The organism is Kutzneria sp. NPDC052558 (assembly GCF_044547355.1).
In the GTDB taxonomy this organism is placed as follows: Bacteria; Actinomycetota; Actinomycetes; order Mycobacteriales; family Pseudonocardiaceae; genus Kutzneria.
The window spans coordinates 228,755-254,413 of the sequence record NZ_JBIUAG010000005.1 but is presented as its reverse complement, the minus strand read 5'-3'; the positions used below and the strand labels follow the sequence as shown (position 1 = coordinate 254,413).

Annotated in this window: 27 protein-coding genes; 14 read left to right on the top strand and 13 right to left on the bottom strand. The window is 70.9% G+C overall.

Annotated elements, in window-relative coordinates; all coding sequences use genetic code 11:
* The first annotated feature begins 10 nt into the window (after positions 1-10).
* The 5 genes from ACIG5F_RS12085 to ACIG5F_RS12065 all read left to right on the top strand — a co-directional run bounded on the left by ACIG5F_RS12085 (position 11) and on the right by ACIG5F_RS12065 (position 4,181).
* Entirely contained in the window at positions 11-454 is a 444-nt protein-coding gene (locus ACIG5F_RS12085; protein ID WP_396517633.1) for a nitroreductase family deazaflavin-dependent oxidoreductase, read from the top strand.
* A 60-nt stretch (positions 455-514) separates the two neighbouring features.
* The gene (locus tag ACIG5F_RS12080) at positions 515-1,126 is read left to right on the top strand and encodes a TetR/AcrR family transcriptional regulator (protein WP_396517632.1); all 612 of its coding nucleotides are present in this window, start codon (positions 515-517) and stop codon (positions 1,124-1,126) included.
* A gap of 31 nt (positions 1,127-1,157) precedes the next feature.
* Positions 1,158-1,955 (top strand): thioesterase family protein, encoded by a 798-nt coding sequence (locus ACIG5F_RS12075; protein WP_396517631.1) that lies wholly within the window; start codon positions 1,158-1,160, stop codon positions 1,953-1,955.
* 10 nt (positions 1,956-1,965) lie between these two features.
* On the top strand, positions 1,966-2,316 hold the full coding sequence (locus ACIG5F_RS12070; protein ID WP_396517630.1) for a VOC family protein: 351 nt from the start codon (positions 1,966-1,968) through the stop codon (positions 2,314-2,316).
* 719 nt (positions 2,317-3,035) lie between these two features.
* Positions 3,036-4,181: a DUF222 domain-containing protein gene (locus ACIG5F_RS12065; protein WP_396517629.1), complete on the top strand. Its 1,146-nt coding sequence runs from the start codon at positions 3,036-3,038 to the stop codon at positions 4,179-4,181.
* A 157-nt stretch (positions 4,182-4,338) separates the two neighbouring features.
* On the opposite strand, the gene ACIG5F_RS12060 is transcribed toward ACIG5F_RS12065, so the two are convergent.
* From ACIG5F_RS12060 to ACIG5F_RS12030, 7 genes are all read right to left on the bottom strand, one after another.
* The gene (locus ACIG5F_RS12060; protein WP_396517628.1) at positions 4,339-5,253 is read right to left on the bottom strand and encodes a hypothetical protein; all 915 of its coding nucleotides are present in this window, start codon (positions 5,251-5,253) and stop codon (positions 4,339-4,341) included.
* Between the two features lie 96 nt (positions 5,254-5,349).
* Complete coding sequence (locus ACIG5F_RS12055; protein ID WP_396517627.1) at positions 5,350-6,480, bottom strand: sensor histidine kinase; 1,131 nt, start codon at positions 6,478-6,480, stop codon at positions 5,350-5,352.
* Positions 6,477-7,139: a response regulator transcription factor gene (locus tag ACIG5F_RS12050; RefSeq protein ID WP_396517626.1), complete on the bottom strand. Its 663-nt coding sequence runs from the start codon at positions 7,137-7,139 to the stop codon at positions 6,477-6,479. The genes ACIG5F_RS12055 and ACIG5F_RS12050 overlap by 4 nt, the downstream gene beginning before the upstream one ends.
* Before the next feature lie 59 nt (positions 7,140-7,198).
* The gene (locus tag ACIG5F_RS12045) at positions 7,199-7,420 is read right to left on the bottom strand and encodes a hypothetical protein (protein ID WP_396517625.1); all 222 of its coding nucleotides are present in this window, start codon (positions 7,418-7,420) and stop codon (positions 7,199-7,201) included.
* A gap of 176 nt (positions 7,421-7,596) precedes the next feature.
* Positions 7,597-8,394 (bottom strand): transporter substrate-binding domain-containing protein, encoded by a 798-nt coding sequence (locus ACIG5F_RS12040; protein ID WP_396517624.1) that lies wholly within the window; start codon positions 8,392-8,394, stop codon positions 7,597-7,599.
* Positions 8,395-8,407: 13 nt separating this feature from the next.
* Positions 8,408-9,142 (bottom strand): pirin family protein, encoded by a 735-nt coding sequence (locus tag ACIG5F_RS12035; protein ID WP_396517623.1) that lies wholly within the window; start codon positions 9,140-9,142, stop codon positions 8,408-8,410.
* Between the two features lie 17 nt (positions 9,143-9,159).
* Positions 9,160-10,599, bottom strand: a complete 1,440-nt coding sequence (locus tag ACIG5F_RS12030) for an aldehyde dehydrogenase family protein (protein ID WP_396517622.1) — start codon at positions 10,597-10,599, stop codon at positions 9,160-9,162.
* 81 nt (positions 10,600-10,680) lie between these two features.
* Here ACIG5F_RS12030 and ACIG5F_RS12025 point away from each other — a divergent pair, with 81 nt between their 5' ends.
* The gene (locus tag ACIG5F_RS12025; protein ID WP_396517621.1) at positions 10,681-11,169 is read left to right on the top strand and encodes a MarR family winged helix-turn-helix transcriptional regulator; all 489 of its coding nucleotides are present in this window, start codon (positions 10,681-10,683) and stop codon (positions 11,167-11,169) included.
* A gap of 124 nt (positions 11,170-11,293) precedes the next feature.
* Positions 11,294-12,364: an amidohydrolase family protein gene (locus tag ACIG5F_RS12020; protein WP_396517620.1), complete on the top strand. Its 1,071-nt coding sequence runs from the start codon at positions 11,294-11,296 to the stop codon at positions 12,362-12,364.
* 42 nt (positions 12,365-12,406) lie between these two features.
* Here ACIG5F_RS12020 and ACIG5F_RS12015 read toward each other — a convergent pair whose 3' ends face one another.
* Both ACIG5F_RS12015 and ACIG5F_RS12010 read right to left on the bottom strand, forming a co-directional pair.
* Complete coding sequence (locus ACIG5F_RS12015; RefSeq protein WP_396517619.1) at positions 12,407-13,045, bottom strand: TetR/AcrR family transcriptional regulator; 639 nt, start codon at positions 13,043-13,045, stop codon at positions 12,407-12,409.
* Positions 13,046-13,158: 113 nt separating this feature from the next.
* On the bottom strand, positions 13,159-13,581 hold the full coding sequence (locus ACIG5F_RS12010; protein ID WP_396517618.1) for a MarR family winged helix-turn-helix transcriptional regulator: 423 nt from the start codon (positions 13,579-13,581) through the stop codon (positions 13,159-13,161).
* A gap of 64 nt (positions 13,582-13,645) precedes the next feature.
* Here ACIG5F_RS12010 and ACIG5F_RS12005 point away from each other — a divergent pair, with 64 nt between their 5' ends.
* Positions 13,646-14,095 (top strand): nuclear transport factor 2 family protein, encoded by a 450-nt coding sequence (locus tag ACIG5F_RS12005; RefSeq protein WP_396517617.1) that lies wholly within the window; start codon positions 13,646-13,648, stop codon positions 14,093-14,095.
* Here ACIG5F_RS12005 and ACIG5F_RS12000 read toward each other — a convergent pair.
* Positions 14,084-14,695 carry a hypothetical protein gene (locus ACIG5F_RS12000; RefSeq protein ID WP_396517616.1) on the bottom strand — a complete coding sequence of 204 codons (612 nt, stop codon included), beginning with the start codon at positions 14,693-14,695 and terminating at the stop codon, positions 14,084-14,086. The two genes, ACIG5F_RS12005 and ACIG5F_RS12000, sit on opposite strands and share 12 nt — an antisense overlap.
* Positions 14,696-14,790: 95 nt before the next feature.
* On the opposite strand from ACIG5F_RS12000, the gene ACIG5F_RS11995 reads away from it, so the two are divergent.
* Positions 14,791-15,696 carry a LysR family transcriptional regulator gene (locus ACIG5F_RS11995; protein WP_396517615.1) on the top strand — a complete coding sequence of 302 codons (906 nt, stop codon included), beginning with the start codon at positions 14,791-14,793 and terminating at the stop codon, positions 15,694-15,696.
* Here ACIG5F_RS11995 and ACIG5F_RS11990 read toward each other — a convergent pair.
* Entirely contained in the window at positions 15,693-18,263 is a 2,571-nt protein-coding gene (locus ACIG5F_RS11990; RefSeq protein ID WP_396517614.1) for a LuxR C-terminal-related transcriptional regulator, read from the bottom strand. The genes ACIG5F_RS11995 and ACIG5F_RS11990 overlap by 4 nt on opposite strands.
* Positions 18,264-18,337: 74 nt before the next feature.
* Here ACIG5F_RS11990 and ACIG5F_RS11985 point away from each other — a divergent pair, with 74 nt between their 5' ends.
* From ACIG5F_RS11985 to ACIG5F_RS11965, 5 genes are read left to right on the top strand one after another with little or no spacing between them, the layout of a single operon-like run.
* Positions 18,338-19,495 (top strand): acyl-CoA dehydrogenase family protein, encoded by a 1,158-nt coding sequence (locus ACIG5F_RS11985; protein ID WP_396517613.1) that lies wholly within the window; start codon positions 18,338-18,340, stop codon positions 19,493-19,495.
* A 19-nt stretch (positions 19,496-19,514) separates the two neighbouring features.
* Complete coding sequence (locus ACIG5F_RS11980) at positions 19,515-21,176, top strand: alpha/beta fold hydrolase (protein ID WP_396517612.1); 1,662 nt, start codon at positions 19,515-19,517, stop codon at positions 21,174-21,176.
* Positions 21,173-22,054, top strand: a complete 882-nt coding sequence (locus tag ACIG5F_RS11975; RefSeq protein ID WP_396517611.1) for an alpha/beta fold hydrolase — start codon at positions 21,173-21,175, stop codon at positions 22,052-22,054. Before ACIG5F_RS11980 ends, ACIG5F_RS11975 begins: the two co-directional genes overlap by 4 nt.
* Positions 21,981-23,498 (top strand): long-chain fatty acid--CoA ligase, encoded by a 1,518-nt coding sequence (locus ACIG5F_RS11970; RefSeq protein WP_396517610.1) that lies wholly within the window; start codon positions 21,981-21,983, stop codon positions 23,496-23,498. Before ACIG5F_RS11975 ends, ACIG5F_RS11970 begins: the two co-directional genes overlap by 74 nt.
* On the top strand, positions 23,495-23,941 hold the full coding sequence (locus tag ACIG5F_RS11965) for a MaoC family dehydratase (RefSeq protein WP_396517609.1): 447 nt from the start codon (positions 23,495-23,497) through the stop codon (positions 23,939-23,941). Before ACIG5F_RS11970 ends, ACIG5F_RS11965 begins: the two co-directional genes overlap by 4 nt.
* On the opposite strand, the gene ACIG5F_RS11960 is transcribed toward ACIG5F_RS11965, so the two are convergent.
* Complete coding sequence (locus tag ACIG5F_RS11960) at positions 23,935-24,723, bottom strand: aldo/keto reductase (protein WP_396517608.1); 789 nt, start codon at positions 24,721-24,723, stop codon at positions 23,935-23,937. The genes ACIG5F_RS11965 and ACIG5F_RS11960 overlap by 7 nt on opposite strands.
* Positions 24,720-25,658, bottom strand: a complete 939-nt coding sequence (locus ACIG5F_RS11955) for an amidohydrolase family protein (protein ID WP_396517607.1) — start codon at positions 25,656-25,658, stop codon at positions 24,720-24,722. Before ACIG5F_RS11955 ends, ACIG5F_RS11960 begins: the two co-directional genes overlap by 4 nt.
* Between the last annotated feature and the right edge of the window lies 1 nt (position 25,659).

Here is a 25,659-nt window from a genome sequence, read left to right as displayed (position 1 = left end):
GACGACAGACATGCCTCTCACCGGTGAGTACGAGCCGAGCACGTTCGACTTCAGCCGCGACCAGGTCGAGCTCTACGAGCGCTCCGGCGGCACCGAGGGCACCGACAACCAGGGCCACCCGGTGATCGTCCTGACCTCGGTCGGGGCCAAGTCCGGCAAGATCCGCAAGACTCCGCTGATGCGGGTCGAGCACGACGGGCAGTACGCGGTCGTCGCCTCGCTGGGCGGCGCGCCCAAGCACCCGGTCTGGTACCACAACCTGGTCGCCAACCCGCACGTCGAACTCCAGGACGGCCCGGTCAAGAAGGACTACACCGCGGTCGAGGTGACCGACGGCGACGAGTACAAGGCCTGGTTCGAGCGGGCCGTGGCGGCGTGGCCGGACTACGCCGAGTACCAGAAGAAGACCACGCGGGTCATGCCGATCTTCGTGCTCACGCCGATCGAGGCGTGACGACCGCCCGATCGGCGGCGTCGCGAGGCGTCGCCGACCGGGTCGCGTAGCGTGCCGTCCGTGGAACCGATCTCCCTGGGCCCGCCGCGCGAGGAGCGGGCCGACGCCGCCCGCAACCGCGCCCACCTGCTCCAGGTGGCCCGCGCCATGGTCGACGAGCTCGGCGTCGACAAGGTGACCATGGACGGGCTGGCCGCGCGGGCCGGGCTGGGCAAGGGAACCGTGTTCCGGCGCTTCGGCACCCGCGCCGGCATCTTCTACGGGCTGCTGGACGAGGAGGAAACCCAGTTCCAGCAACGCCTCCTGACCGGGCCGCCGCCGCTGGGCCCGGGCGCGCCGCCGGCCAGGCGGCTGGTCGCCTTCGGCCGGGCCCGGCTGGAGTTCCTGGTCGCCAACAGCGCCCTGTGCCGGGCCGCCATCGACCCCGGGCAGCCCATCCCGATGGGACAGAGCCCGTCCCGGCTGCACGTGCACACCATGCTGCGCGAGGCCTGTCCGGACATCGCCGACCACCGCACGCTGACCCTCCAGCTGCTGGCCGCGCTGGAGGGGCCGATCCTGCTGTACGTCCACGCGCCGGACAAGATCGATCCCGGGCCGCTGGTGGACAGCCTCGCCACGGGCTGGCAGATCCTGATCGAACGGGTGTGCGGCTGCCCTTCGGGGCACTGACCCGGCGTCGACTCCGCTAGGGTCTCGGCTCATGGGGGACTTCGCGGACGCCACCGAACTCTCGCCCCGCGCCGACGGCGGCTTCGACGTCGACCTGCACCCGAAGTGGGCGTTGGAGGACAAGCCGAACGGCGGCTACCTGCTGGCGGTTCTGGCCCGCGCCGCCGGAACCCTGTCGTCGCATCCCCATCTGACCGCGCTGAGCGGCTCCTTCGTGCAGTCGCCGAAACCCGGGCCCGCGGTCGTGACCGCCGAGGTGCTGCGGGCCGGTCGCGGCGCGACCCAACTGCGGGCCCGGCTGAGCCAGGGCGACCGGCCGTGCGTCGAGGCGCTGGCCACCTTCGGGCAGCTCGACGAAGCCGAGCCGTGGTGGTCCGGGACCGTGCCGGTGGCGCTGCCGCCGATCGAGGACTGCCCACGTTCTGGTGTCGTCGGCCCCGGCGGGGCGTTCCGGATCCACATCCTCGACGTCGTCGAGCAGCGCCTCGACCCGTCGACCAGCGGATTCCTCCGTGGCGAGCCCACCGGCCGTGGCCTGATCGCCGGCTGGCTGCGGCTGGCCGACGGCACCGACTGGGATCCGGTCAGCCTGATGGTCGCCGTGGACGCGATGCCGCCGATCGGCTACGACCTGAGCGCCCCCGGCTGGACCCCGACCGTGCAGCTCAGCGCGTACGTGCGGCGGCTGCCGGCGGCCGGGCCGGTGCGGATCCGGGTCACCTGCACCGATGTCGGCGCCGGCCAGATCGACCACGCCGTGCACGTCTGGGACAGCAAGGACCGGCTCGTCGCCCAGGCCACCCAGATCTGCGCCCTCCGGCTGCCCTAGGCTCGCCGCCATGATTACCGCCGTGCACACGCTGGTGTACGCCGAGGACGCAGAGGCGGCCCGGGCCTTCTTCCGCGACGTGCTGGAGTGGCCGCACGTGGACGCCCACGACGGCTGGCTGATCTTCAAAACCGGGCCATCGGAGCTGGGCGTGCACCCGACCGACGGCCGGCCCAGCCACGAGATCTCCCTGCTGTGCGACGACATCGAGGCGACGATGGCGGAGCTGGCCGGCCGGGGCGCGGAGTTCGCCGGAGAGGTACAGACCCGAAGCTTCGGCCGGACCGCGCAGCTGAAGGTGCCCGGCGCCGGCGAGATCATGCTTTACCAGCCCCGGCATCCGCTCGCCCACGATCTGTAGTCCGGCGGAAGAACGTCTCGCCGAGGCGATCACGCAGCGGCCGCCGGTGCCGGTGAGCTGCGCGGTGGATGAGGTACGCCCCATCTTGCCCATCACCGATTTCATCCTTTGCCGCCTTCCGGCCACCAACTTCGCTCCTGCCGCGCCCTTCTCCTCCGCCCGACCATCAGCTCCATCTCCGCCGCGCCCTACTCCTCCGCTCGACCATCAGCTCCATCTCTGCCGCGTCCTACTCCTCCGCTCGACCAACAGCTCCATCTCCGCCGCGCCCTACTCCGCCACACCCCCTGCTTGGGCCAGCTGCCGCGAGTTAAGCGGGTGGATGGGGTCCGTCAGGCGGGTTGTCGCGGGTCGGGTGGTTGCTTGGGTGGCGGGCCGGCGGTTGCTCCTCACCGCATTCCTCCTCCCCTTCACCAACCCGCCCGTAGCCGCACTCTTCCCTTCCACACCATCACCAAGCCCTCACCTGGGTCGATTGTCGCGAGTCGGGTGGGTGGGTGCGGTTCGTAGCGCGGCGTGAGGTGGGTGGGTGGTGCGGTTTACAGAGGGCTTGGGACGTGGGAGGGGTCTGGCTTTTGTGGTGTGGTTGCCGTTTGAGGGGGTGGGCGAGCTTTCGGGGATGGAAAGCGCTTTCCTGAAGGGTTCTTCAGGTGGGGAACGAAGAGATAACCGTTTCCTGGCAACAGAAATCCGTACACATACTGTGCTAAGATGAGGGTATGTCAGTGAACCTGGATATGCCGGTCGACGCCGAATGGTGGCGACTGGGTGACGGGGCGCTGGGCGAGATCGGTGTGCTGATCGAGCAGCGACGCAAGAACGACTACCTGCGCGAGATCGCGGTGGTGCGAGAGCAATGGAACCGCACCAGCCGGACCAAGGACGACCGCAAGGCACTGGTCGCGTCGCTGACCGTCGCGTGGAAGATCACCCGGGGCGAGGCCCGGGACCTGGTGCGGTTCGCGGAGCTGTTCGGGCGCGACGCGGTTCGGGACGTGGCCAATGCGGCGGTGCTGAGCAAGCAGCACCTGAACATCATCGACACCACCCTGAGCGCGGCGCCGGAGGCGGATCGCGACGATGTCGAGGCGGCGCTGGTGGAGAACGCGCCACAGTTCGACACCGTCGACTTCAGCGACATCGCCAAGCGGATCCTGCTGCTGCTCGACCAAGACGGCACAGCCCCCGACGACCCAGAGTTGGCCCGGCCCACGCGGGAGCTCTACATCACCCGCCGACCCGACGGGTCCTTCGACATCCGAGGCCACCTGGACCTGGAGACCGGGGCCATGCTGGAAGCGGCCATCGCCGCCAAGTCCAAGCCCACCTCGGCCAACGACACCCGCACCACCCCTCAGCGCCAAGGCGACGCCTTCGCCGAGATCGTCGAGATCGCCCTGGGCAGCGACGCCCTGCCCGAGGAAGGCGGGGAGAAGCCGCACCTCGCCCTCACCATGTCGTGGAAGGACTTTCAGGAGCAGCGCGGCACCGCCGACCTGGAGGGCATGGGGCCGCTCAACGCCGCCTCAGTGCGCAGGATCGCCTGTGACAGCACGATCCTGCGGGTGGTGCTGGGGGCCAAGTCCGAAGTCCTCGACATCGGACGGGCCAGCCGGACAATCCCCAACGCGATACGCAGAGCACTGATCATCCGAGACAAGGGGTGCGCGTTTCCGGGATGTGGAAGGAAACCCCGGCAATGCCACGCGCATCACGTGGTGGAATGGGCTGACGGGGGGCCGACCAGTCTGGACAATCTGGTGTTGTTGTGCAGTTCCTGTCACAGGCTGATTCATCACAGCGACTGGAAGGTGAAGATCAACGAGGGGCTGCCGGAGTTCAGGGACGGGCGTGAGCAGCGCTAGCACCGGACCTGGAGCTTGCCGCAACGGCCGCTGTCCCGGTACAGGCCGGCGATGACGGCTGGGAGGTGCTCGAAACCGTCCACTGTGGTCCGAACCTTGGGCCAGCAAGCGGTTCAGGGACGGCCTGCCTGGCACCCGCCCGACGCGCCAGGCGGGGCTAGGCGTTGGCGCGGCGCAGGCGTTCGGGTGCCTGGTCACGGAGGGCGTTGCCGGACAAGGGTTTGTCGCCGTGCAGGGCCTCCCAGCGGGCGTTGTGGGCCGGGGTCCAGAGGCTGGCGGCCCAGGCGACCTCCAGCTCGGTGGCGGTGAAGGCGCGGCCGCGAAAGTCCTGGTAGGTGGCGAGAAACGCCTCGGAGGCGGCGATCGGGGCCAGGGTCGGCTGCCCGGAGTTGGCGAAGGCCCCGCTGGCCGCGCCGACCAGGGCGGCCTCGGGTTGCCAGGCGAGGCTGTCCCAGTCGTGCACAATCCACACGTCCCGGCCGCGCCAGCGGAGGTTCTGGGCCTCGTAGTCGCCGTGCCCCAGCACACACGGCAGGTCGGCGGCCAGCAGCCGGCGGCGGACCCGTCGGGCGGTGTCGACGACGAAGTCGGGGACGGCGCTCTGATCACGCCGGTCGAGGAAGTCGATCGCCGGCCACAGCCCGAGACCCATGTGGTCCCAACAGATCCAGCGCGGATTGGGCAGCGGCGGCGGGATGTCGGCGCAGGCCAGCTCGGCCATCAGGCGGGCGAACACCTCGGCGTAGCGCACGGCCACGTCCGGGGAATCGCCGGCCAGCACGTCGCCGCCGGGCCAGAACTGCTCGGCGTGCACGGCCAGCCCGTCAACGGCGATCACCGGAGTGATCGGCCGGGCGCAAGGGAATCCCCGCTGCGCCAACAGCTCCTGGGCGGCCACACACGACCCGGCCCGGCCGTCGTCGGGACGGGCCTTGACCACGACCTCGGCGCCATCGGCCAGCCGCAGGCCGAACACCGTCGAGATCGATTCCCGCTCGAACAGCACCTCGACCGGCCCGGCGCCCAGGTGCTCCCGACACCAGGCCGAAATCAGCTCACCAGGGCGTGCCACGAGGACAAGATACAGGTGCCGGCCCGAGCGCCGGCGACGCGCTCAACGCCCGATCACCGATGGCACCAGTCAGCCACGGGCGGGCGGACCGATGCATCACCGAAACACGTGATCCCCACGCGGCAGCGTGACCGTGACGGTCAGGCCGCCGGCCGGGTTGGCGGTGATCGACAGCCGGCCGCCGTGCCCGTCGGCGATGGTGGCGGCCAGCGCCAGCCCCAGGCCGTGACCACCGGCGGTACGGCCGTTGGCCCGGTAGAACGGCTCGGTCAGCATCGGCACGGTCTCGGCCGGCACGACCGGCCCGGTGTTGGTGATCTGCAACGACACCGCCGGGCCGTCCAGGGCGGCGGTCAGGCGGACCGAGCCGCCGGAGTGGTTGTGCCGCAAGGCGTTCTGCACGAGGTTGGTCAGCAGCTGCCGCAACAGGACCGGGTCGCCGGCCAGCTGAACGTCCACAAGGGACACACTCACCCCGATGCCCTCGGCCTCCGGGGCGACCGCGGTCAGCACCTGGCCGACCAGTTCCCGCAGGTCCACGGGCTCCCGGCGGGGCTCGGTCTCGGCCGCGTCGGCCAGGTCGAACAGCGCGTCGACGGTCTCGATGTTGCGGGAGTTGATGGTGCGAAGCCGGGTGGCCAGCGCGCGCACGTCCTGCTCCGGCGGCCCGGTGATGGCCAGGTCGAGCAGCGCCTGCGTGGTGGCCAGCGGGGTCCGCAGCTCGTGCGAGGCGTTGGCGGCGAACCGGCGGTAGGTGTGCATCGACACCTCCAGCCGGGCCAGCATCACGTCGAAGGTGTCGGCGAGCTCCTTGAGCTCGTCGGGCGGCCCCGGCCGGTCGATCCGGTGGTCCAGGTGGCCGGCCCCGGCCCGCCGGGCGGCGTCGGCGATCTCGTGCAGCGGCCGCAGCAGCCGGCCGGTGACCAGCCAGCCGAACCCGGCGGCCAGGCCCGAGATCAGCACCAGCGCCCCCGCCGAGGCGATCAGCAGCGTGGTCAGGATGTCCTGTTTGGACCGCACCGGGAACAGGCTGGTCACCGGGGTGGCCGTCCCTTCGGTCACGCTCGACGTCGTCGGGTGCGGATTGCCGGGCACCGGGGTGACGGTGGTGGGGATGTCGTACGCGGGCACGTAGGTCATGAACAGGAACACCCCCAGCGCGAGCAGGGCGGCGACCACGATCATGAGCACGGTGTAGGTCAGGGTGAGGCGGGCCCGGATGGTCACGCCGCCGCCATCCGGTAGCCGACGCCGGTGACGGTGTGGATCACCGGCGGCGGGCCGAGCTTGGCCCGCAGCGTGGAGATGGTGATCCGCACGGCGTTGGTGAACGGATCGGCGTTGACGTCCCAGGCCTTCTCCAGCAGCTCCTCGGCGCTGACCACCCCGCCGCCGGCCCGCATCAGCAGCTCCAGCACCGCGAACTCCTTACGGGTCAACAACAACGGCCGGCCATCGCGGACGATCTCGCGGCGGAACGGGTCGAGCGTCACGCCGGCCAGCTCCAGCACCGGCGGCAGCGCGGCCGGACTGCGCCGGCCCACCGCCCGGATCCGGGCCACCAACTCGGGGAACTCGAAGGGCTTGGTCAGGTAGTCGTCGGCCCCCAGACCCAGGCCTGCGACCTTGTCGTCCAACCGGCGGGCGGCGGTCAGCATGAGCACGCGGCACTGCGGGTGCTGGGCGATGATCGCCCGGCACAGGTCGTCGCCGTGCATGCCGGGCAGGTCCCGGTCCAGCACCGCCACGTCGTAGCCGTTGACCGCCAGCTGGTCGAGCGCGCTCAGGCCGTCGTGAACGACGTCCACGGCCATCGCCTCCCGGCGCAGCCCGCTCTGCACGGCCTCGGCCAGCAACACCTCGTCCTCGACCACCAACACCCGCATGCCGTTGTCTGCCTTCCCGATGTGATTCCCCCGGGGCCGGCGGCCCCGGGGGAACGAGCTCACTTGGCCTGCGTGACCTGGTCGGGGGCGCCCCCGACGACGCCCCCGATCGGGCCGACCGGGACCGCCACGCCCTCCTTGACCTTGGACACGTCCGGCTTGCCGGCCACCGGCGTCAGCGTCACCGGGGTCGCCCCGGTGTCGGCGGCCAGCGCGAAGCCGGCGCCGCCGAGGCCGATGGCCAGCACAGCCACCCCGACCAGCAGAACCTTGCGCCTCATGAGGTACTCCTTCCGCTCGCCCCGCCCGGTTCGGCGGAGCTGCGGACAGCAAATCAACCGGGACTTATCGCCATCGTATTGGCTCGCCGTGAAGTGCGGACCTGGTAGCGGCGCCACCCTGCGGGCGCGGTTCGGCGACGTCGTCGGCACCACCCCGACCGCCTACCGGCGCGCGTTCACCCGTTGATGCGCTGGAAGGTGCCGTCGTTGAGGGCGATATTGAGCCACTGGTCCACCCACTGCTGGAACACCACGTCGCCGCGCGGGGTCAGATAAGCCTTCTGCGCGAAGGTGAACGGCTGGTCCGGGTGCACCGCGCACAGCTGCCCGGGATGCTGCCCGGCCTGGTAGCGGGTCTCGGTCGCGTCGGTGATCATCAGGTCGGCCTGGCCGGCCAGCAGCGCGTCGAAGATGGTGTTGTTGTCCGGATACCGCACGATGGTGGCCTGGTGCAGGGTGGCCGTGTCGAACTGCTCGTTGGTGCCGCCCGGGTTGACGATCACCCGCACGCCGGGGTGGTCGATCTGCTCCAGCGTCTGGTACTTGTCGACGTTCTCGCAGCGGGTGATCGGCGTCTTGCCGTCCCGCAGGTACGGCTGGCTGTAGAACGCCGTTCTCGCACGGGCCAACGTGATCGAGACGCCGCCCATGCCGATGTCGCACCGGGGCCCGACATCCGTGCCGATCGTGGCCCAAGTGGAGTGGTAGAACCGGAGTTTCACGCCCAACTGGCGGGCCAACTCCCCCGCCATGTCGATGTCGACACCGCTCCAGTTGCCGCTGGAATCCCGGTAGGTGAACGGTTTGTAGTCCCCGGTGCTGCACACCGTCAGCACCCCGTGCGCCGCGATCGCGTCCAGCCGGCTGTCGAACCTGTCTCCGGCGGCGGCATCGGTCGCGGTCACCGTCGCGACCACCGCCAGCACCGCCGCCACCCAGCCGGCCCTGCGACTCCCCAGCCAATCAAAACCCATGCCCGCCAGCTTGTCACGCCAGCGTCGCGTGCATCTCCCAGACCAGCACCTCGGCCGGCTCGATCGCCGTGACCCGGTGCCCGGAGATCCCGGTCAGCCGCACCGCGTCGCCGGTGCCGACCGTGCCCACGCCCTCGAAGTCGACGGCCCCGCGCGCGGCGAAGACGTGCAGGAACGGCGCGTCCATGAGCTCCACCTGCTGGCCCGGTTCGAGCCGGGCCACGTGCAGCGCCGCGTACTTGTTGGCGATGCGGATCGCCGCGTTGTCCCGGTGCCGGGGCATTCCCGAGGCCACGGTGGCGAACCGGCCGGCCAGCTCCGCCTCGGGCAGGTCCAGCTGCTGGTAGCCCGGCGTCAGGCCGGGCTCGTCCGGCACCACCCACATCTGCACGAAGTGCACGGTCTCGTCCCGGCCGGCGTCGTTCTTCTCCGAGTGCAGGATGCCGGTGCCGGCGGTCATCCGCTGGGCCAGGTTCGGGTAGACGATTCCCGAGTGCCCCTCGGAATCCTGGTGGACCAGCGCCCCGGACAGCACCCAGGTGACGATCTCCATGTCCTGATGGGGATGCGTGTCGAAGCCGGTGCCCGGACGCACCGAGTCCTCGTTGTTGACGATCAGCACCCCGTGATGCGTGTCCGCGCCGAAGGGGTCGACTCCGGTGTCGAAGGACTGCCGTCCGTGCAGCCAGTCGATCCGCGTCTCGTGCCGCTGCCCCGCCCGGCGCAGCTGCACCGCCTGTCCAGCCATGGCCAACTCCTCCGTCGTCATCGGGAAATCTGCACGTACGTCTTGGCTTCGCCGAACGCCGCGGTGGCCAGCGGGCCGCGCAGCCGGCCGATGCCGCTGCTCTTGAAGCCGCCCTCGGCGAACCCGTCGTCGAGCACGAACCAGGTGTTGGTCCAGACCGTCCCGGCCCGCAGCGCCCGGCCGACCCGGCGGGCCCGGTCCACGTCCCGGGTGAACACCGCCGCGGCCAGGCCGAACTCCGTGGCGTTGGCCCGGCGCACCGCGTCGTCCTCGTCGTCGAAGACCTCGAAGGTCGCCACCGGGGCGAACAGTTCCTCCTGCACCAGCGGGGAGTTCACGTCCTCGACGGCCAGCAGCGACGGCCGATAGAACGCGCCCGCGGCGAACGGCGCCGTGGTGATCGGCCCGCCGCGCACGATCGGCTTGGCGTAGGCCAGGGAGCGTTCGACGGCCTCGTCCACGCGGCGCACGGCCGCCTTGTCGATCAGCGGGCCCATCTGGGTCGTGGCCAGCCGGCCCGGCCCGACGACTATCGACTCCAGCGCATCGCGCAGGCCGTCGCGGACCGCGTCGGCGACCGCACGGTGCACGAGGAACCTGGTGCCGGCCATGCAGAACTGGCCCGCGAAGGCGGTCATGCTGGCCGCCAGCACCGGGATCGCCGCCGCCACGTCGGCGTCGTCGAAGACGATCAGCGGCGTCTTGCCGCCGAGTTCGAGGTTGATCCGCTTGAGGGTGGCCGCGCCGGCGGCCGCGACCGCCTTGCCCACCGCGACGCTGCCGGTGAAGCTGACCACGTCCACGTCCGGCGACTCGACCAGGAACGGCGCCCCGGTGTTGCCCGACTCGGTGAAGATGTTGACCACGCCGCGGGGCAGGTCCTGCACCTCCGAGATGATCTCCGCCATGAGGGCGTTGGTCAGCGCGGTCTGGCCGGGCAGCTTCGCCACGACGGTGTTGCCGGCCGCCAGCGCCGGGGCCAGGGCCCGGACGAACAGGGCGACCGGCGCGTTCCAGGGGATGATCAGCGCGGCGACGCCGGCCGGCTCGGTCAGGGTGCTGAAGTAGACGCCGTTCGCGACCTCGGCCGCGATGCCGGTCTCGGTGAGCGCCTGCGCGGCCGTGTGTCTGAAGGCCGGGCCGGCGCTGGCCACCTCCATCCCGGACTCGACCAGCGTCTTGCCGTTCTCCGTGGTCAGCGTGAGCGCCAGTTCCCCGGCACGGGCCCCGAAGGCGTCGGCCATCGCCGACAGCACCTTGTGGCGCAGCGCCCGGTCCCGTGACCACTCCGTCTGCTCGAACGCCCGGCGGGCCGCCCGCACCGACTGCTCGGCCTCCGCCCGGCCGCCGTCCGCGTACCGGCCCACCACCTCGCCCGTCGCCGGATCGGTCGACTCCGCGACCCGGTCCGATTCCCGCCACTGCCCGTCGATCCAGTGCCGCGCGATGAAGGTCATGACTGCCCTCTCCATTTGGTTGAGGGTTAAAGTAAAGCTCGCCCGGGGTTGAACCGTCAAGTTCTCTTGTACGATCACCGCATGACCAGCGCCGAGTCCGACGACGCCCCCTGGCTCACCCCCGGCGAGCTGCGGGCCTGGCTGTCCGTGGTGGATCTGTTGGTCCGACTGCCCGGCGCCATCGACGCCCAGTTGCAGCGGGATTCCCAGCTCAGCATGGCCGAGTACATGTCGCTGGCCATGCTGTCGCACAGCCCCCAGCGGACCCTGCGGATGAGCGAGCTGGCCAAGCACGTCAACGCCTCCCTGTCCCGGCTGTCCCATCTGGTCAAGCGGCTGGAGCAGCGGGGCTGGATCCGCCGGGAGACCGATTCCGTCGACGCCCGCGTCACCAACGCCGTGCTCACCGACGCCGGCATGGACGCCCTCGCCGCCGCCGCCCCCGGCCATGTCCGCACCGTGCGGCGGCTCGTGCTCGACGCCCTGCCCGCCGGCCACCTGCGCCGGATGGGCCAGGACGCCTCGGCCATCGTCGCCGCCATCGACGCCACGCCTAAAGCCGCAGGCTGAGCACACCCTCCTTCGGCCGGATTCTGGACCGACGCCCCCTACGTTCTCCCCTAGCCCTTGACTTGAACGCTCAACCAATCCACCATGGTTTACGGTTCACGTTTTTTCGAGTCGAGGGAGCGTCATGGCCATCAGGCAACTGCCCGTCGTCGGGGGTCCGACCGAGGCGCCGGTCCGGCAACGCAAGATCGCCATCGAGGAGCACTTCGTGGACCCGCAGCAGGTCCGGCCGAACTTCGGGGACAGCTTCGGCGGCGAGTTCGCGCAGGACGGGTCCAGCTACGCGGGCTTCAACCCGGAGTTCGCGGAGGTGGTCGAGGCCCGCATGCGGGACCTGCGCGAGGGCCGCATCGAGGAGATGGACGCGGCGGGGATCGACGTGGCGATCCTGTCGCACACCATCGGCGGCGTGGAGGGCATCGCGGATCCGGCCGCCGCGGTGAGCGCGGCCCGGCGGGTCAACACCTTCCTGGCCGAGGAGGTGGCCGGCAGCGGCGGCCGGTTCGAGGGCCTCGCGTCGATGCCGTTGCAGGACCCGGACGAGGCGACGCGGGAGCTCAAGCGCGCGATCACCGAACTGGGCCTGCGGGGCGTGATGGTCAACGGGTACAGCAACCTCGGCGACGACAAGGTGTACCTCGACGACGAGCGGTTCGAGCCGTTCTGGACGACGTTGGAGGAACTCCAGGTTCCGCTGTACCTGCACCCGAGGCTCCCGGCGCGGGCGGTGCAGGACGCGATCTACCACGGCCATCCGGAACTCGTCGGGGCGGCGTGGGGATTCGCGCCGGAGACCGCGACCCACGTGCTGCGCATGGTGTACGGCGGGGTGTTCGACCGCCACCCCGGCGCGAACCTGATCATCGGCCATCTCGGGGAGACGCTGCCGTTCTTCGCCGGGCGCATCCAGCGGGCCTTCGAGTACAACCCGTACTCGCGACGCACCCGCAAGCGCCTACAGGACTACCTCTCGGACAACATCTGGCTCACCACCAGCGGCAACTTCAACGACCAGGCCCTGATCACGGCCTTGCTCACGGTCGGCGCGGACCACATCATGTTCGCCAGCGACTACCCGTACGACATGGCCACCGACGCCGCCCGCTGGATCGAGGCCGCGCCGATCAGCGAGAACGACCGCCGCAAGATCTGCTACGGCAACGCGGCGGCGCTGTTCGGGTTGGCCGGAAAGTGACGAAGCCTCGCGGCTGAGCTGCGCCACGGGCAGGACCTGACGTCACAAGCCGGGTGGGGTGGGGTCGCCGCGGAGGGCGCCGGCCAGGACGGGCAGCAGTTGCCGTTCGATCTGCTCGGCCGACCGGCCGGCGAGTTCGGCGCCGATGGGGGCCAGGGCCAGCCAGTTGATCATGCCGGCGGCGCAGCGCAGGCGGAAGACCAGGTCCGGCTCCTCGATCCCGGGCAGGTGCCTCGCCAGCACCCGCATGGCGTCCGCGCGGGTCTCGTCGAACTTGTCGTCCAGACGGTTCCAGCCCTCCGGCGGGTCGGCCCCGAACCGCGCCACGGTCCGCATGACGGCCAGGTCGTGGCCGCCCGCCGACAGCGCGTCCACCATCGGCCGGGCGAACGCCGCGGCCAGTTCCAGCAGCGTCGAGCCGGGGGCCAGGGCGCTCATCGCCTGCTGCTGGGCGTCCAGGTACCGCTCCAGCGCGTGTTCGGCGGCCGTCTCGCACAGGACCTTGAGCGAGCCGAAGTGGTAGCTCACCGCGGCCACGTTGGCCCCGGCCGCCTCGGTGATCTCGCGCAGCGTGACGCCCTCCGGCCCCCGCTCCGCCAGCAGGTCCATGGCGACCGTCAGCAGCTGGTCCCGGGTTCGCCGGCCGGCTTCCCGGCGCAGGTCCACATTCTTCGCCGCCACGAATAAAACTGAAGCATTTGCTTGAATTCTTGTCAAGCCCGACGCCCGGCCCGCGAGATCGAATTCGACGCCCACCACTGGTCGCTGGCACCGAATCAGCACAATCGTGCCGTTCACACCAGGCGCAGCAGCAGCTGGATCGCCGCGCCGAGCTCCCGCTGCTCCTTGACGCTCAACCGCTCCCCCAGCACGCCGACCAGCCAGCTCTGCTTGACCGCCCGGGCCGCACCCAGGGCCGAAACCCCTTGCCCGGTCAGCGAAACGATGGACTGCCGGCCGTCGCGAGGATCCGGCTCCCGGCCCACCAGGCCCAGTTCCTCCAGGCTGGCCACCGTCGCTCCCATGGACTGCGAGCGCACGCCCTCGATGCGCGCCAGCTCGGTGACGGTGGTCGGACCCAGGCGGTCCAGCAGCGACACCACGCTCTCCTGCGACCACGACAGCTCCCCGGGCCGCGCCTCGGCGCGCAGGCGCTGGGCCAGCAGCTTCACCGCCAGCCGCAGGTCGGCCGCGGTGGCGGACAGATCGGCCTCCACCCCCGTGACCCTAGCAGGTGCTAAGGTCACCTACGAAGTTTACCTTCGTACTTCGGGAGCCACGATGTCCCCAGAGGAAGCAACCGACCGGCTGGCCATCCGGGAACTGGTCGACGCCTACGCGCACTGCGCGGACCGCCGTGACGCCCAGGGCCAGATGGCGCTGTTCACCAAGGACACCCGGTTCCTGGTCTACATGGACCGCACCTCCGAGCAGCCCAGCCAGGAGCTGCACGGCCGCGAGTCGCTGGCCCCGGTGTTCGACAACCTCAACACCTACGACGTGACCACGCATTTCAACGGCCAGAGCACGATCACGCTGGACGGCGACCGGGCCACCGGCGAGTCCTACTGCATCGCCCACCACCTCTACGACGTGGACGGGCAGCGGACGCTGATGAAGGCGGCCATCCGCTATCTGGACGAGTTCGCCAGGCAGCCGGACGGCTCGTGGCTGTTCGCCGAGCGCCGGCTGATGGTCGACTGGACCGAGACCCGCCCGTCACACCCGTAGTTCCTGCTGCCGCTGGGCGAGGAAATCCGACAGCGCGCTGGTGATGAGCGCAGTGGCGGCAATGGCGTGGCCGCCCGGATGCGTGACGATCACCGGTGAGGTGAATTCCGCCGCGAGGCGACGGGAATCCTCGGGATTCACCACCGTGTCGGTTTCCCCGATCATGTGGAACGAGGGAATGTCGTACGCCTCGCGGCGGGCATACAGTTCCCGGTGTTCCGGGGCCTCGCTGCGGAAACCGCCGACCATGATGGCGAACCGCAGGTCGATCGCCGGCTCGTCGGCGAACAGGCCGGGCAGCAGGCCGGCCAGGGCCGCTCCCTGGCTGAAGCCCAGCACCCCGTCGAACGGGCCGTTCATCTGGAGCGTCCAGGACAGCGAATCCCTGGTGCGCGGCCAGCCCTGGAACTCCTCGCGATATCCGGGAATATCCCCGTGCCACCAGCCGAAATCGCCCTCGGCCAGCGACGGAGCGTCCACGGTGACGAAGTCGACCAGCACGGAAAGGCCGAACTTCAGCGGCATCAGCTGCTTGCGGAGAATGGTCGAGTTGCCGTGATAGCCGTGCAGACAGAGCACGCGTAATGCCTTGACCGACATGAGGCTCTCCATGCGTTTGCGGGATGCCCCCATCTTCGGGTCCGACCCGATCCCTGTCCAACAAGTAGTCATTCTGGCGCTGATAGAATCTGTTCATGGCAGTGTCGCTGCGCCAGCTGGAGTACTTCGTCGCCGTGGTCGACCAGGGCTCCTTCACGCGCGCCGCCGAGGTTCTCCATGTCACGCAGCCGGGTTTGTCGCACCAGATCCAGGCGCTGGAACGGGAACTGGGCGGCCCGCTGCTGGAACGCCTGCCCCGCAAGGTGCGCCTCACGCCGGCCGGCCGCACCGTCCTGCCGCACGCGCGGGCCAGCCTCGCCCACGCCGAGCGGGTCAGCAGCACCGCCCGGCGGGCCTCCGGCATGAACGCCGTGGAGCTGCACATCGGGACCCTGTTCTCGCTCAGCATCGGCGTCATGCCGGCCGCGTTCCGGGCCTGGCGCCGGGACTATCCCGATGTGCAGGCCCACCTGGTCGAGTTCCGGCACGCCGACGACCTGGCCGCCGCCATGGACGCCGGCCGCGCCGACCTCGCCGTCGGGCCCGTCCCCGCCGACTGGACCGGGCCGTCCCGCCCGCTCGGGGCCGAGGAGTTCGTCATCGTCGGCCACCCCGACGCCGGCCTGCCGGCCGAGCCAGGGCCGGTGCGCCTCGCCGATCTCGCCGAGCACCACTGGGTGCACTTCACCCACCACAGTGGACTGTCCGAGTACGTCGACCGCGCCTGCGCCGACGCCGGTTTCCGGCCCCGCGTGGCCATCCGCACCGAACAGGGACCGGCCGCCCTGGCCATGGTCCAGGCCGGCCTGGGCATCTCCCTCGTGCCGTGCAACATCATCCCGCCCGCCTTCGACGGTGTGGTGCTCCGCCCCGAGCGGTCCGTCAACCGCTTGCTCAGCGTCTACGCCCGCGACCGCCCCGACCCCATCACCGAGGCCTTCGTCACGGCCATCGCCGACGCCCCCGTGACACCCCCGCACATCGCGAAACGCTTGGGCTAGAGCAGTTCCAGCTGGCGGGCGCGGGCGACGGCCTCGGTGCGGTTGCGGGCCTGGAGGCGGCCGAAGATCTGGTTGAGGTGCCATTTGGTGGTGCCGACGGTGATGAACAGCTTGTCGGCGACCTGCTGGTTGGACATGCCGGTGGCGATGAGGCCGAGGATGCGGCGCTGGGTCTCGGTGAGGGGCTCGATGACGCCGATGCCGTCGACGGTGCGGAGATCGGCGACGGGTTTGGGGGTGGTGCGGGTGCGGGACAGGAGTTCGGCGACGAAGGCGGGGGCGACGGGGCGAACCTCCTTGAGCAGCGGGAAGATCGCGGCGCCTTCGTCGAGGAAGGTGCGGCGGTAGCCGTCGGGCGCGGCGAGTTCGACGGCGCGGGCCAAGGGGTCGAAGGCGGGCTCGCCGGCGGCCTGACGGGCGAGGGCGGTGACGGCGAGGATGGCGACGAGGCTGCCGTCCCGGCCCTCCTCGACGGCCCGGGCTTCGATGGCGGCCAGGGCGTCCAGGGCCCGGCGGGGTTCGCCGCGAGCGAGCCAGAGGCGGGCCCGGGTCAGCTGCTCATAGTCCGAAGAGGACGGTCGGTCGTCGCCGATCTCCCGCATGGCCTGCTCGGCGGCGGCCGGGCTGCCGGAGCGCAGGTGCAGTTCGGCGATGGTGGCCAGCACCAGCCGGGCCCGGCGGTAGTCCTCGGCGGCGTCGGCCTGCCGGCGGGCGGCCAGCAACGCCCGGAAGCCGTCGTCGACGCGGCCGGCGGCGTGCTGGAGACGGGCCAGCGTGCGCAGGCCGAGCAGGGTGTACGAGGTCGTGCCGAGCTGCTCGCAGCGGGCGATGCCGTCGACCAGATGCCGCTCCGCGTCCACAAGCTCGTCCCGCTCGTACAGCAAAGTGCCCAGCGGCACCTCGACCAGCCCGGCCATCGGCAGCCCGGCGTGGCTGCGCAGCGCGTCCTGGCACAGCAGCACCGCCTCCCGCAGCCGACCTTGCACGTACAGCAGCGGCGCGAGATAACCACTGGCCTCCAAGGTGCTCAGCGCATTGTCGCTGCGCTCCCCCAGCGCCACGGCCTCGCGCAGCACGTCGATGGCCCCGCGCCGGTCGCCGGTCAGCCGCCGGGCCTGGCCCAGCACGCCCATCGCGGCGGCGCGGAAGAAGGAAGTGCTGTCCCGCAACAACTCCAGCGCCTCGGTGGCCAGCAGGGCGGCGTCGGCCGGATTGCCGTGGGTCAGCGCGAGGTACGCCTGGAACGTGCGGAGCATCGCCCGGTCGACGATCGGTGCGTCCGGGGTCATCCGTCGGTCGGCCAACGCGGCGTACGACTCGGCCTCGTCGACCCGCCCGCCGAGATAGAGCAGCCAGCCCTTGAACCCGGCGAGGTCGGCCTGCGCCCGCACTTCCTCGTCCGGCAACCGGTTCAGCCACGACAGCAGGGTCGCCAGCTCGCCCCGCCGCACCTGCTCGTCGGCCTGCCCGCGCACGGTGTCCACCGCCAGCCCGATCTCCCGCCCGGCGACCGCGTGCCGGATCGTCTCGGCCGGCATGCCGTGCGCCGCATACCAGCGAGCCGCCCGGCGGTGGCACTCCAGGGCGAGCGTGGGATCCAGCTCCGTGCGCAGGTAGTCGGCGAACAGGCCGTGATAGCGGTGCCATTGGCCGCGATCGTCCAGCGGCGACAGGAACAGGTTGGCCCGTTCGAGCTCCCGGATCACCCGTTCGCTGTCGGCACGCCCGGTCACGGCGTCGCACAGCGATGACGACAGGGCGTCCAGGACGCAGGTGCGGAGCATGAATTCCCGCAGCTCGGCCGGCTGCCCGCGCAGGACCTCCTCGGCCAGGTAGTCGAGCACGTAGCGGTTGCCGGGCGCGTGCCGGACCGCCCCCGACCCGGTCGACGTGCCGTCCCGCAGCCCGATCCCCAGCATCTGCAACGCCGCCGCCCAGCCCTCGGACCGCTCGGTCAGCGCCCCCACGGTCTCGGCATCGACGGCCCGCCCGGTGACGGCCGCGAGCAGCTCGCCGGCCTCGGCCGGGGAGAACCGCAGCTGCGCCGCCCCGATCTCCACCAGCAGCCCCCGGCCCCGCCAGCGAGCCAGCGGCAGCTCAGGCTCGGTCCGTCCGAGCAGCACGAGGTGCAGGCGCGGCGGGCAGTGCTCGACCAGGAACGCCAGCGCGTCGATGATCTCCGGCTCGGCCAGCACCTCGATGTCGTCCAGCACCAGCACCCGGTCGGCGTCGGCCCCGGCCAACTCGTTGACCAGCGCCGTCATCACGGCCGGCGTGGACGCGGCGCCGGAGTCGAGCAGGGTCCGGTCCGCCGCCAGGGCCGTGACCAGGTAGTCGAGGAACCGGCCCGGGGTGTCGTCGTCCTCGTCCAGCGTCAGCCAGGCCGACCGGCCCCGGAAGGCGGCCAGCCAGGTCGCGACCAGGGTGGTCTTGCCGAAGCCGGCCGGCGCGGTGATCAGCGTCAGCGGATGGGTGGCGGCCCCGTCGAGCAGGCGCAGCAGCCGGGGCCGCGCCACCGCGCCCGGGCGGGCCGGTGGGGCCAGCAGCTTCGTCGCCACCACCTGCATAACCACCGACCCTAACTTTGGCCCATAACTTTGGATAGGGCCGCCGACCAGCGCGCGAACCTAGCGTCATCCACATGGACTTCTACCGACTGGCCGACGACCTCCCCGAACCCGACCTGGAACTGCTGGACCGGCTGCGGACCTTTCTCGACGCCGAGGTGGCCCCGGTGGCCAACTGGCACTGGGCCCGCGAGCGCTTCCCGCACCACCTGATCGAACCGCTGGGCAAGCTCGACCTCGGCGGGCTGTCCTACTCCGGGCACGGGCTGCCCGGCCGCACCAGCCTGCTGGACGGCTTCGTCACGCTGGAGCTGGCCAGCACCGACCCGTCCTTCGCCACCTTCTTCGGCGTGCACACCGGCCTGGCGATGGGGTCGATCCACCTGTGCGGCTCCGAGGAGCAGAAGGCCGAGTGGCTGCCGCCGATGCACCGGTTCGAGAAGATCGGCGCGTTCGGGCTGACCGAGCCGAACGTCGGCTCCGCCGCCGCCCGGGGCCTGACCACCACGGCTCGCCGCGAGGGCGACGAGTGGGTGCTCAACGGCGAGAAGAAGTGGATCGGCAACGCCACCTTCGCCGACGTGACCGTGATCTGGGCCAAGGACGAGGCCGACGGCCAGGTCAAGGGCTTCCTGGTGGAGAAGGGCACGCCCGGCTTCACCGCCACCAAGATCGAGGGCAAGATCGCCCTGCGCACGGTGCAGAACGCCCACATCGAGCTGGTCGACTGCCGGGTTTCCGAGGCCAGCCGCCTCCAGCGCGCCCGGACCTTCGCCGACACCGCCGCCGTGCTGCGGATGACCCGCACCTCGGTCGCCTGGCAGGCCGTCGGCTGCTCCATCGGCGCCTACCGCCGGGCCCTGGCCTACGCCAAGGAGCGCGAGCAGTTCGGCCGGCCCATCGGCGGCTTCCAGCTCGTGCAGGACCTGCTGGTCCGGATGCTCGGCAACATCACCTCGTCGCTGTGCCTGGTCGCGCAGCTGTCCCGCCTCCAGGACGCCGGCAGGATGACCGAGGAGCAGGCCTCGCTGGCCAAGGCGTTCTGCACCACCAAGATGCGCGAGACCGTCGGCATGGCCCGGGAACTCATGGGCGGCAACGGGATTCTGCTGGAGCACGAGGTCGGGCGGTTCGTCGCCGACGCCGAGGCCATCCACTCCTACGAGGGCACTCGCGAGATGAACACCCTGATCGTCGGCCGCGCCCTGACCGGCCAGTCCGCCTTCGTCTAGAACGTAGAGGAGAGAAGCGATGTCCACCCCCGAGATCGCCGCCGACGCGATCGGCGGCCCCAATCCGATCATCGGCTTCCGGCGCAAGGATCTGCTCGATTCGCTGCGCACGGTGGTGGTGGAGGCGGTCCGCAATCCCGGTCACACCGCGGGCAGCCTGCGCCATCTGGCCCGGACCGCGGTCGACGCCGCCCGCGGTCGCGGCGAGCTGGCGCCCGGCCCGAAGGACCGGCGCTTCGCCGACACGGCGTGGAGCACGAACTTCCTGTACCGGCGGCTGCTCGGCGTGTACCTGGCGGCGGACGCCGAGCTGGACAGCTGGCTGGAGGGTTCCGGCATGTCCACTGTGGACAAGGAACGGGCGCGGTTCGTGCTGACGCTGGGCCTGGACGCGCTGGCCCCGAGCAACCTGCCGTTGAATCCGGCGGCGGTCAAGCAGTTCCTCGACACCGGCGGCGAGAGCGCGGTCGAGGGCGTGCGCCACCTGCTCGGCGACGTCCGCCGCAACGGGGCGTTCCCGAGCCAGGTCGACGGCGAGAAGTTCAGCGTGGGCGGCAATCTGGCCACCACCGAGGGATCGGTGGTGTTCCGCAACGAGGTCCTGGAGCTGATCCAGTACGCGCCGAGCACCGACGAGGTCCGCGAGCGGCCGCTGGTCATCGCGCCGCCGCAGATCAACAAGTACTACGTGTTCGACCTGTCGCCGGAGAAGAGCATCGTCCGGCACGCCCGGGACAACGGCTTCCAGGTGTTCGTGGTGAGCTGGCGCAACCCGACGGCCGAGCAGCGCGAGTGGGATCTGGCCACTTACCTGACGGCGATGGAGGAGGCGCTGGAAGCGGTCTGCGCCATCACCGGCAGCCCCGACGTCAACCTGACCGGCGCGTGTTCGGGTGGCATCACCTCGGTGGCGCTGGCCGCCTACCTGGCCGCCCGGGGCAAGCCGCTGATCAACGCCCTGACCCTGTTCGTGAGCGTGTTCGACATGGCCGAGGACAAGACCCTGCTCGGCGTGTTCGCCAGCGACGAGACCCTGGCCGCGGCCAAGCGGCACTCGCACGTCAAGGGCGTGCTGGACGGCCGCGAGCTGGCCAAGGTGTTCAACCTGTTGCGCCCCAACGACCTGATCTGGACCTACTGGGTGAACAACTACCTGCTGGGCAAGCGGCCGCCGGCCTTCGACGTGCTGTACTGGAACAACGACACCACCCGGCTGCCGGCCGCCTTCCACGGCCAGCTGATCGACATCTACCGGGACAACCTGCTGGCCGAGCCCGGCCAGGTGGTGGTCAACGGCACGCCGCTGGACCTGGGCAGGATCACCGCGGACGCGTTCGTGATGGCCGGCGCCACCGACCACATCACGCCGTGGGACGCCTGCTACCGGTCGGCCCGGCGGCTGGGCGGCAAGGTCGAGTTCACGCTGAGCAGCTCCGGCCACATCCAGAGCATTCTCAACCCGCCCGGCAACCCGAAGTCCAAGTACTACAGCAATCCCGAGCTGCCGGACTCGGCCGAGGACTGGAAGGCCGGCGCGACAGCGGTTGCCGGCAGCTGGTGGCCGCGCTGGATGGAGTGGCTGGGCCAGCGGTCGGGCGAACTCGTGACCGCGCCCAAGGATCTGGGCGACGACCAGCACGCGCCGATCGAGGCCGCGCCCGGCAGCTACGTGCTCGCGTGAACACCGAACGTCGGGTGCGCGGGGTCCGGCTGCACGTGGACGTGCAGCCCGGCGAGGGCACGCCGCTGTTGCTGTGCAACGGGATCGGGGCCAACCTGGAGCTGTTGCAGCCGCTGGTCGACGCACTGGCCGCGCAGCCGGGCCGGCGGATGCCGGTGATCCGGTTCGACATGCCGGGCGCCGGCGGCTCGCCGACCACCAAGCTGCCGCGGTGGATGCCGCAGGTGGCCGGTCTGGTGGCCGACCTCGTCACCGATCTCGGCTACGACCGGGTGGACGTGCTGGGCATCTCCTGGGGCGGCGCGCTGGCCCAGGAGATGGCCCACCGGCGGCCTCGGCTGGTGCGCCGGGTCGTGCTCTGCGCCACCAGCATGGGCATGGTGATGGTGCCGGCGAAGCCGTCGGTGCTGCTCACCCTGACCAGCCCGCTGCGCTACTTCGGGGCCAACCGGATGCGGGCCACCGGGGCCCGCATCTACGGCGGCGGCTTCGGCGAAAACCCCGAGGTGGCACGGCATTACGCCGCCGCCACCCGGGCCCCGGACCCGGTCGGCTACCTCTGGCAGATCCTGGCCGGGGCCGGCTGGACCAGCGCCCACTACCTGCCGCTGCTGCCCCAGCCCGTGCTGGTGGTGGCCGGCGACGACGACCCGATCATCCCCACCGTCAACGCCCGCGTGATGGCCATGCTGCTGCGGCACGGCCGCCTGCACATCGTGCCCGGTGGCGGCCATCTCGCCCTGCTCACCCATGCCGACGACATCGTCCCGCTCGTGCACGCCTTTCTCACCGAAGGAGAAGACCATGCTGAACCTGGCCATGCTGCTCGACCACAGCGCGGCGTCCCTGCCCGAGCGCGACGCGCTCGTCGCCGGTGACACCCGGCTGACCTACCGGCAGGTCGACGAGGCCGCCAACCGGGTGGCCAACCTGTTGGCCGGCAACGGGATCGGCCGTGGCGACACCGTCGCGCTGGCCTCGGTCAACATCCCCCAGTTCCCGATCGTCTACTATGGAATCCTCAAGGCCGGCGCGGCCGTGGTGCCGTTCAACGTGCTGCTCAAGGGCCGGGAGATCGCCTACCACCTGGCCGACTCCGGGGCCAAGGCCTTCTTCTGCTTCGCCGGCGGCCCCGGCCTGCCGCTGGCCGAGGAGGGCCGGGCCGGCTTCGACGCGACCCCGGGCTGCGAGCACTTCTTCCTCATCGACGAGTCGTTCGAGCAGCTGCTGGCCGAGCAGCCGACCACGTTCGAGACCGTCGACACCGAGCCGACCGACACCGCCGTCGTGCTCTACACCAGCGGCACCACCGGGCGGCCCAAGGGCGCGGAGCTCACCCACGCCAACATGGTGATGAACGCCCTGACGTGCCACCGGGTCTTCGGCGCCGCCGAGCACGACGTGCACCTGGTGACGCTGCCGCTGTTCCACTCGTTCGGGCAGAGCGTGCAGCTGAACTCCGGCTTCGCCGCCGGGGCGACGCTGGTGCTGATGCCGCGGTTCGAGCCCGACCGGGCGCTGGCCCTGATGCAGCGCGAGGGCGTCACCTTCTTCGCCGGCGTGCCCACGATGTACTGGGGCCTGCTCGGCGCCGACTTCGGCCAGCACGACATCGAGACGATCGCCGGCACGCTGCGGGTGGCCGTCTCGGGCGGGGCCGCGCTGCCGGTGGAGATCCTGGAGCAGGTGGACAAGGTGTACGGCGTGCAGATCCGGGAGGGCTACGGGCTGTCCGAGACCAGCCCGGTCGCCACCTTCAACCACCCGGGCCGGGTGGCCAAGCCCGGCTCGATCGGGACGCCGGTGTGGGGCGTGCAGGTCAAGCTGGTCGACGCCGACTGGCGGGAGGTGCCCGACGGCGAGGCCGGCGAGATCGCCATCCGCGGCCACAACGTGATGAAGGGCTACCTGGGCCGGCCCGAGGCGACCGCCGCCGCCGTCCGCGACGGCTGGTTCCGCACCGGCGACATCGGCACCCGCGACGCCGACGGCTACTACTTCATCGTCGACCGGGCCAAGGACATGATCGTGCGCGGCGGGTTCAACGTCTACCCGCGCGAGCTGGAAGAAGTGATCATGGCCCACCCCGATGTCAGCCTGGTGGCCGTGGTCGGGGTGCCGCACCCCAGCCACGGCGAGGAGGTCAAGGCGTTTGTCATCCGCAAGCCCGACGCCACCGTCTCCGAGGCCGAGCTCATCGCCTGGTGCAAGCAGAACATGGCCGGCTACAAGTACCCCCGGCAGGTCGAGTTCCGGGAGTCGTTCCCGATGACCGCCACCGGCAAGGTCCTCAAGCGCGAGCTGAAGGGAATCACGTCATGAACTTCACTTCTCCCCAGGACCTGCTCGACCACGTCGGCGAGACCCTCGGCACGACGCAGTGGCACGAGATCGACCAGCCCCAGGTCAACCAGTTCGCCGACGCCACCCGGGACCACCAGTGGATCCACACCGATCCCGAGCGGGCCCGCACCGGCCCCTTCGGCGGCGCCATCGCCCACGGCTACCTGACTTTGGCGCTGGCCCCGATGTTCCTGTACGAGACCGTGACCATCGACAACCTCACCGCCGGCGTCAACTACGGCCTCAACAAGGTCCGCTTCCCCGCCCCGGTCCCGGTCGGAAGTTCCGTGCGGGCAACGGTTGTGCTGGCCGGGGCCAAGCCGCGGGGCGAGGGGGTCGAGGCCACCTTCGGCATCACCGTCGAGGTGACCGGCGCGGACCGGCCGGCCTGCGTGGCCGAGGCGATCGTGCTCTATCAGTGAGCGGCGGCCACGTTCTCCAGGAGGTGCTCGACGCTGCCGGTGCCGGGGATCGGCACCACGACCGGCGACTGGTCGAGCAGCCAGGAGATCATCACCTGGGCCGGCGTGACGCCGCGGCGCCGGGCCTCGACCAGCAGGGGCTCGGTGTCGACCGGGCCGCCGAAGTCCAGCGGCCCGTACGGCAGGAACGCAATCCCTTTGGCAGTGCAGAAATCCAGCACATCCTGGTCCCGCCGATTGTTGTAACTGTACACATTGGACACGCTGGCGACCGGGTGCCGGGCGTGGGTGCGGCGGAGCTGGTCGAGGGTGATGTTGGACAGGCCGAGGTGCTCGATCCGGCCCTCGTCGCGCAGGGCGATCATGGTGTCGAACGCCTCGTCGAAGCCGACACCGTCGACGGTTTCGCCGCCGGGCCAGCGGAGATGGGTCAGCGGCACGGTGTCCAGCCCGAGAACGCTGCGGTCCCGGTCGTTGCCGGCGCGCAGCTGCTCGGGGCGGACGGCGGCCTCGGGCCGGTTGCCGGTGGTCAGCTGCGCGCCGAGCTTGGTCGCCAGCACCAGATCGTCCGGATAGGGTCGCAGCGCCTCGGCGATGAGGCGGTTGGACACGTCATGGCCGTAGTACCAGGCGGTGTCGATGATCCGGATGCCCAGCTCGACGGCCCGCCGCAGCACCAGGTGCGCGGTGGCGCGGTCGGTCGGCTCGGTCAGCCCCGGGCCGACCAGCCGCATGGCCCCGAAGCCCATCCGCGGCACGGCGCGACCGGCGTAGGTGATCATGGCATTTCCTTCTGGAGTCGGGGAAGCAGGGCCAGCGCGGTGGCCCCCAACACGGTCTGGTCCAGGACGGCCGAGACCCGGCGCACCGAGTCGACGGCCAGATCCCGGCGCAGGTAGGGATAGTCCGAGCCGTAGACGACACGGTCGGGGCCGGCGACCTTGAGCAGCGTGGTCAGCACCGGCTCGGCCCAGGACAGCGCGGTGTCCCAGTGCAGGCGGCGGAACAGGTCGGCCGCGGCGCCGCGGACCTCGATCCCGTCGACCACGCCCATCTCGTCCACGATCGCGAACCGGTTGGCCAGATAGGGAATCGTGCCGCCGGCGTGGGAGATCACGTAGTCCACGTCGGGCGTCCGGGCGAACGTGCCGGCGTAGTGCATCCGCGTGATCGCCCGGGAGGTGTCGGTGACGAAGTCGAGCAGCGTGTCCGGCACACCCGGCATGTGCGCGCTCGGATCCGGCGACACGGTCGGATGCACGAACACCAGGCTCCGACGCCGTTGCAGCTCGGCGAAGACCGGCTCGAACCGGTCATCGCCGAGATAGACACCGCGGGCGTTGGACAGCAGCACCACGCCGTCCATGCCCAGCGTGTCCAGGGCGAAGGCCAACTCGTCGAGCGCACCGTCGACATCGGGCAGCGGCAGCACCGCGAGCGCGGCGAACCGGTCCGGGCGATCCCGAACCATGTCCGCCGCCAACTCGTTGCTGCGCCGGGCGAGTTCACGCGCCCGGGCATCGTCGCCGAAGTGCACACCGGGGGCGCTGATCGACGTCACCGCGACGTCGATGCCGGCGTCGTCGAGGAAACCCAGCGCAGCGGCCGGGCTCCACCGAGCCGGCAGCACTCCCCCGACCGACACACCGCCGATCTCACTGGCCCTGCGGTAGAAATCCGGCAGGACGTGATGATGGAAGTCCACTGTGGGGGACATG

Coding starts and splice junctions, on each gene's coding strand:
- ACIG5F_RS12020 (WP_396517620.1), top strand. CDS start 11,294: ATGGCCATCAGGCAACTGCCCGTCGTCGGGGGTCCGACCGAGGCGCCG.
- ACIG5F_RS12075 (WP_396517631.1), top strand. CDS start 1,158: ATGGGGGACTTCGCGGACGCCACCGAACTCTCGCCCCGCGCCGACGGC.
- ACIG5F_RS12000 (WP_396517616.1), bottom strand. CDS start 14,695: ATGTCGGTCAAGGCATTACGCGTGCTCTGTCTGCACGGCTATCACGGC.
- ACIG5F_RS12045 (WP_396517625.1), bottom strand. CDS start 7,420: ATGAGGCGCAAGGTTCTGCTGGTCGGGGTGGCTGTGCTGGCCATCGGC.
- ACIG5F_RS11960 (WP_396517608.1), bottom strand. CDS start 24,723: ATGATCACCTACGCCGGTCGCGCCGTGCCGCGGATGGGCTTCGGGGCC.
- ACIG5F_RS11980 (WP_396517612.1), top strand. CDS start 19,515: ATGTCCACCCCCGAGATCGCCGCCGACGCGATCGGCGGCCCCAATCCG.
- ACIG5F_RS11955 (WP_396517607.1), bottom strand. CDS start 25,658: ATGTCCCCCACAGTGGACTTCCATCATCACGTCCTGCCGGATTTCTAC.
- ACIG5F_RS12070 (WP_396517630.1), top strand. CDS start 1,966: ATGATTACCGCCGTGCACACGCTGGTGTACGCCGAGGACGCAGAGGCG.
- ACIG5F_RS11965 (WP_396517609.1), top strand. CDS start 23,495: ATGAACTTCACTTCTCCCCAGGACCTGCTCGACCACGTCGGCGAGACC.
- ACIG5F_RS12065 (WP_396517629.1), top strand. CDS start 3,036: ATGTCAGTGAACCTGGATATGCCGGTCGACGCCGAATGGTGGCGACTG.
- ACIG5F_RS12035 (WP_396517623.1), bottom strand. CDS start 9,142: ATGGCTGGACAGGCGGTGCAGCTGCGCCGGGCGGGGCAGCGGCACGAG.
- ACIG5F_RS11995 (WP_396517615.1), top strand. CDS start 14,791: ATGGCAGTGTCGCTGCGCCAGCTGGAGTACTTCGTCGCCGTGGTCGAC.
- ACIG5F_RS12050 (WP_396517626.1), bottom strand. CDS start 7,139: ATGCGGGTGTTGGTGGTCGAGGACGAGGTGTTGCTGGCCGAGGCCGTG.
- ACIG5F_RS12085 (WP_396517633.1), top strand. CDS start 11: ATGCCTCTCACCGGTGAGTACGAGCCGAGCACGTTCGACTTCAGCCGC.
- ACIG5F_RS11985 (WP_396517613.1), top strand. CDS start 18,338: ATGGACTTCTACCGACTGGCCGACGACCTCCCCGAACCCGACCTGGAA.
- ACIG5F_RS12005 (WP_396517617.1), top strand. CDS start 13,646: ATGTCCCCAGAGGAAGCAACCGACCGGCTGGCCATCCGGGAACTGGTC.
- ACIG5F_RS11970 (WP_396517610.1), top strand. CDS start 21,981: ATGCTGAACCTGGCCATGCTGCTCGACCACAGCGCGGCGTCCCTGCCC.
- ACIG5F_RS12030 (WP_396517622.1), bottom strand. CDS start 10,599: ATGACCTTCATCGCGCGGCACTGGATCGACGGGCAGTGGCGGGAATCG.
- ACIG5F_RS12025 (WP_396517621.1), top strand. CDS start 10,681: ATGACCAGCGCCGAGTCCGACGACGCCCCCTGGCTCACCCCCGGCGAG.
- ACIG5F_RS12040 (WP_396517624.1), bottom strand. CDS start 8,394: ATGGGTTTTGATTGGCTGGGGAGTCGCAGGGCCGGCTGGGTGGCGGCG.
- ACIG5F_RS11990 (WP_396517614.1), bottom strand. CDS start 18,263: ATGCAGGTGGTGGCGACGAAGCTGCTGGCCCCACCGGCCCGCCCGGGC.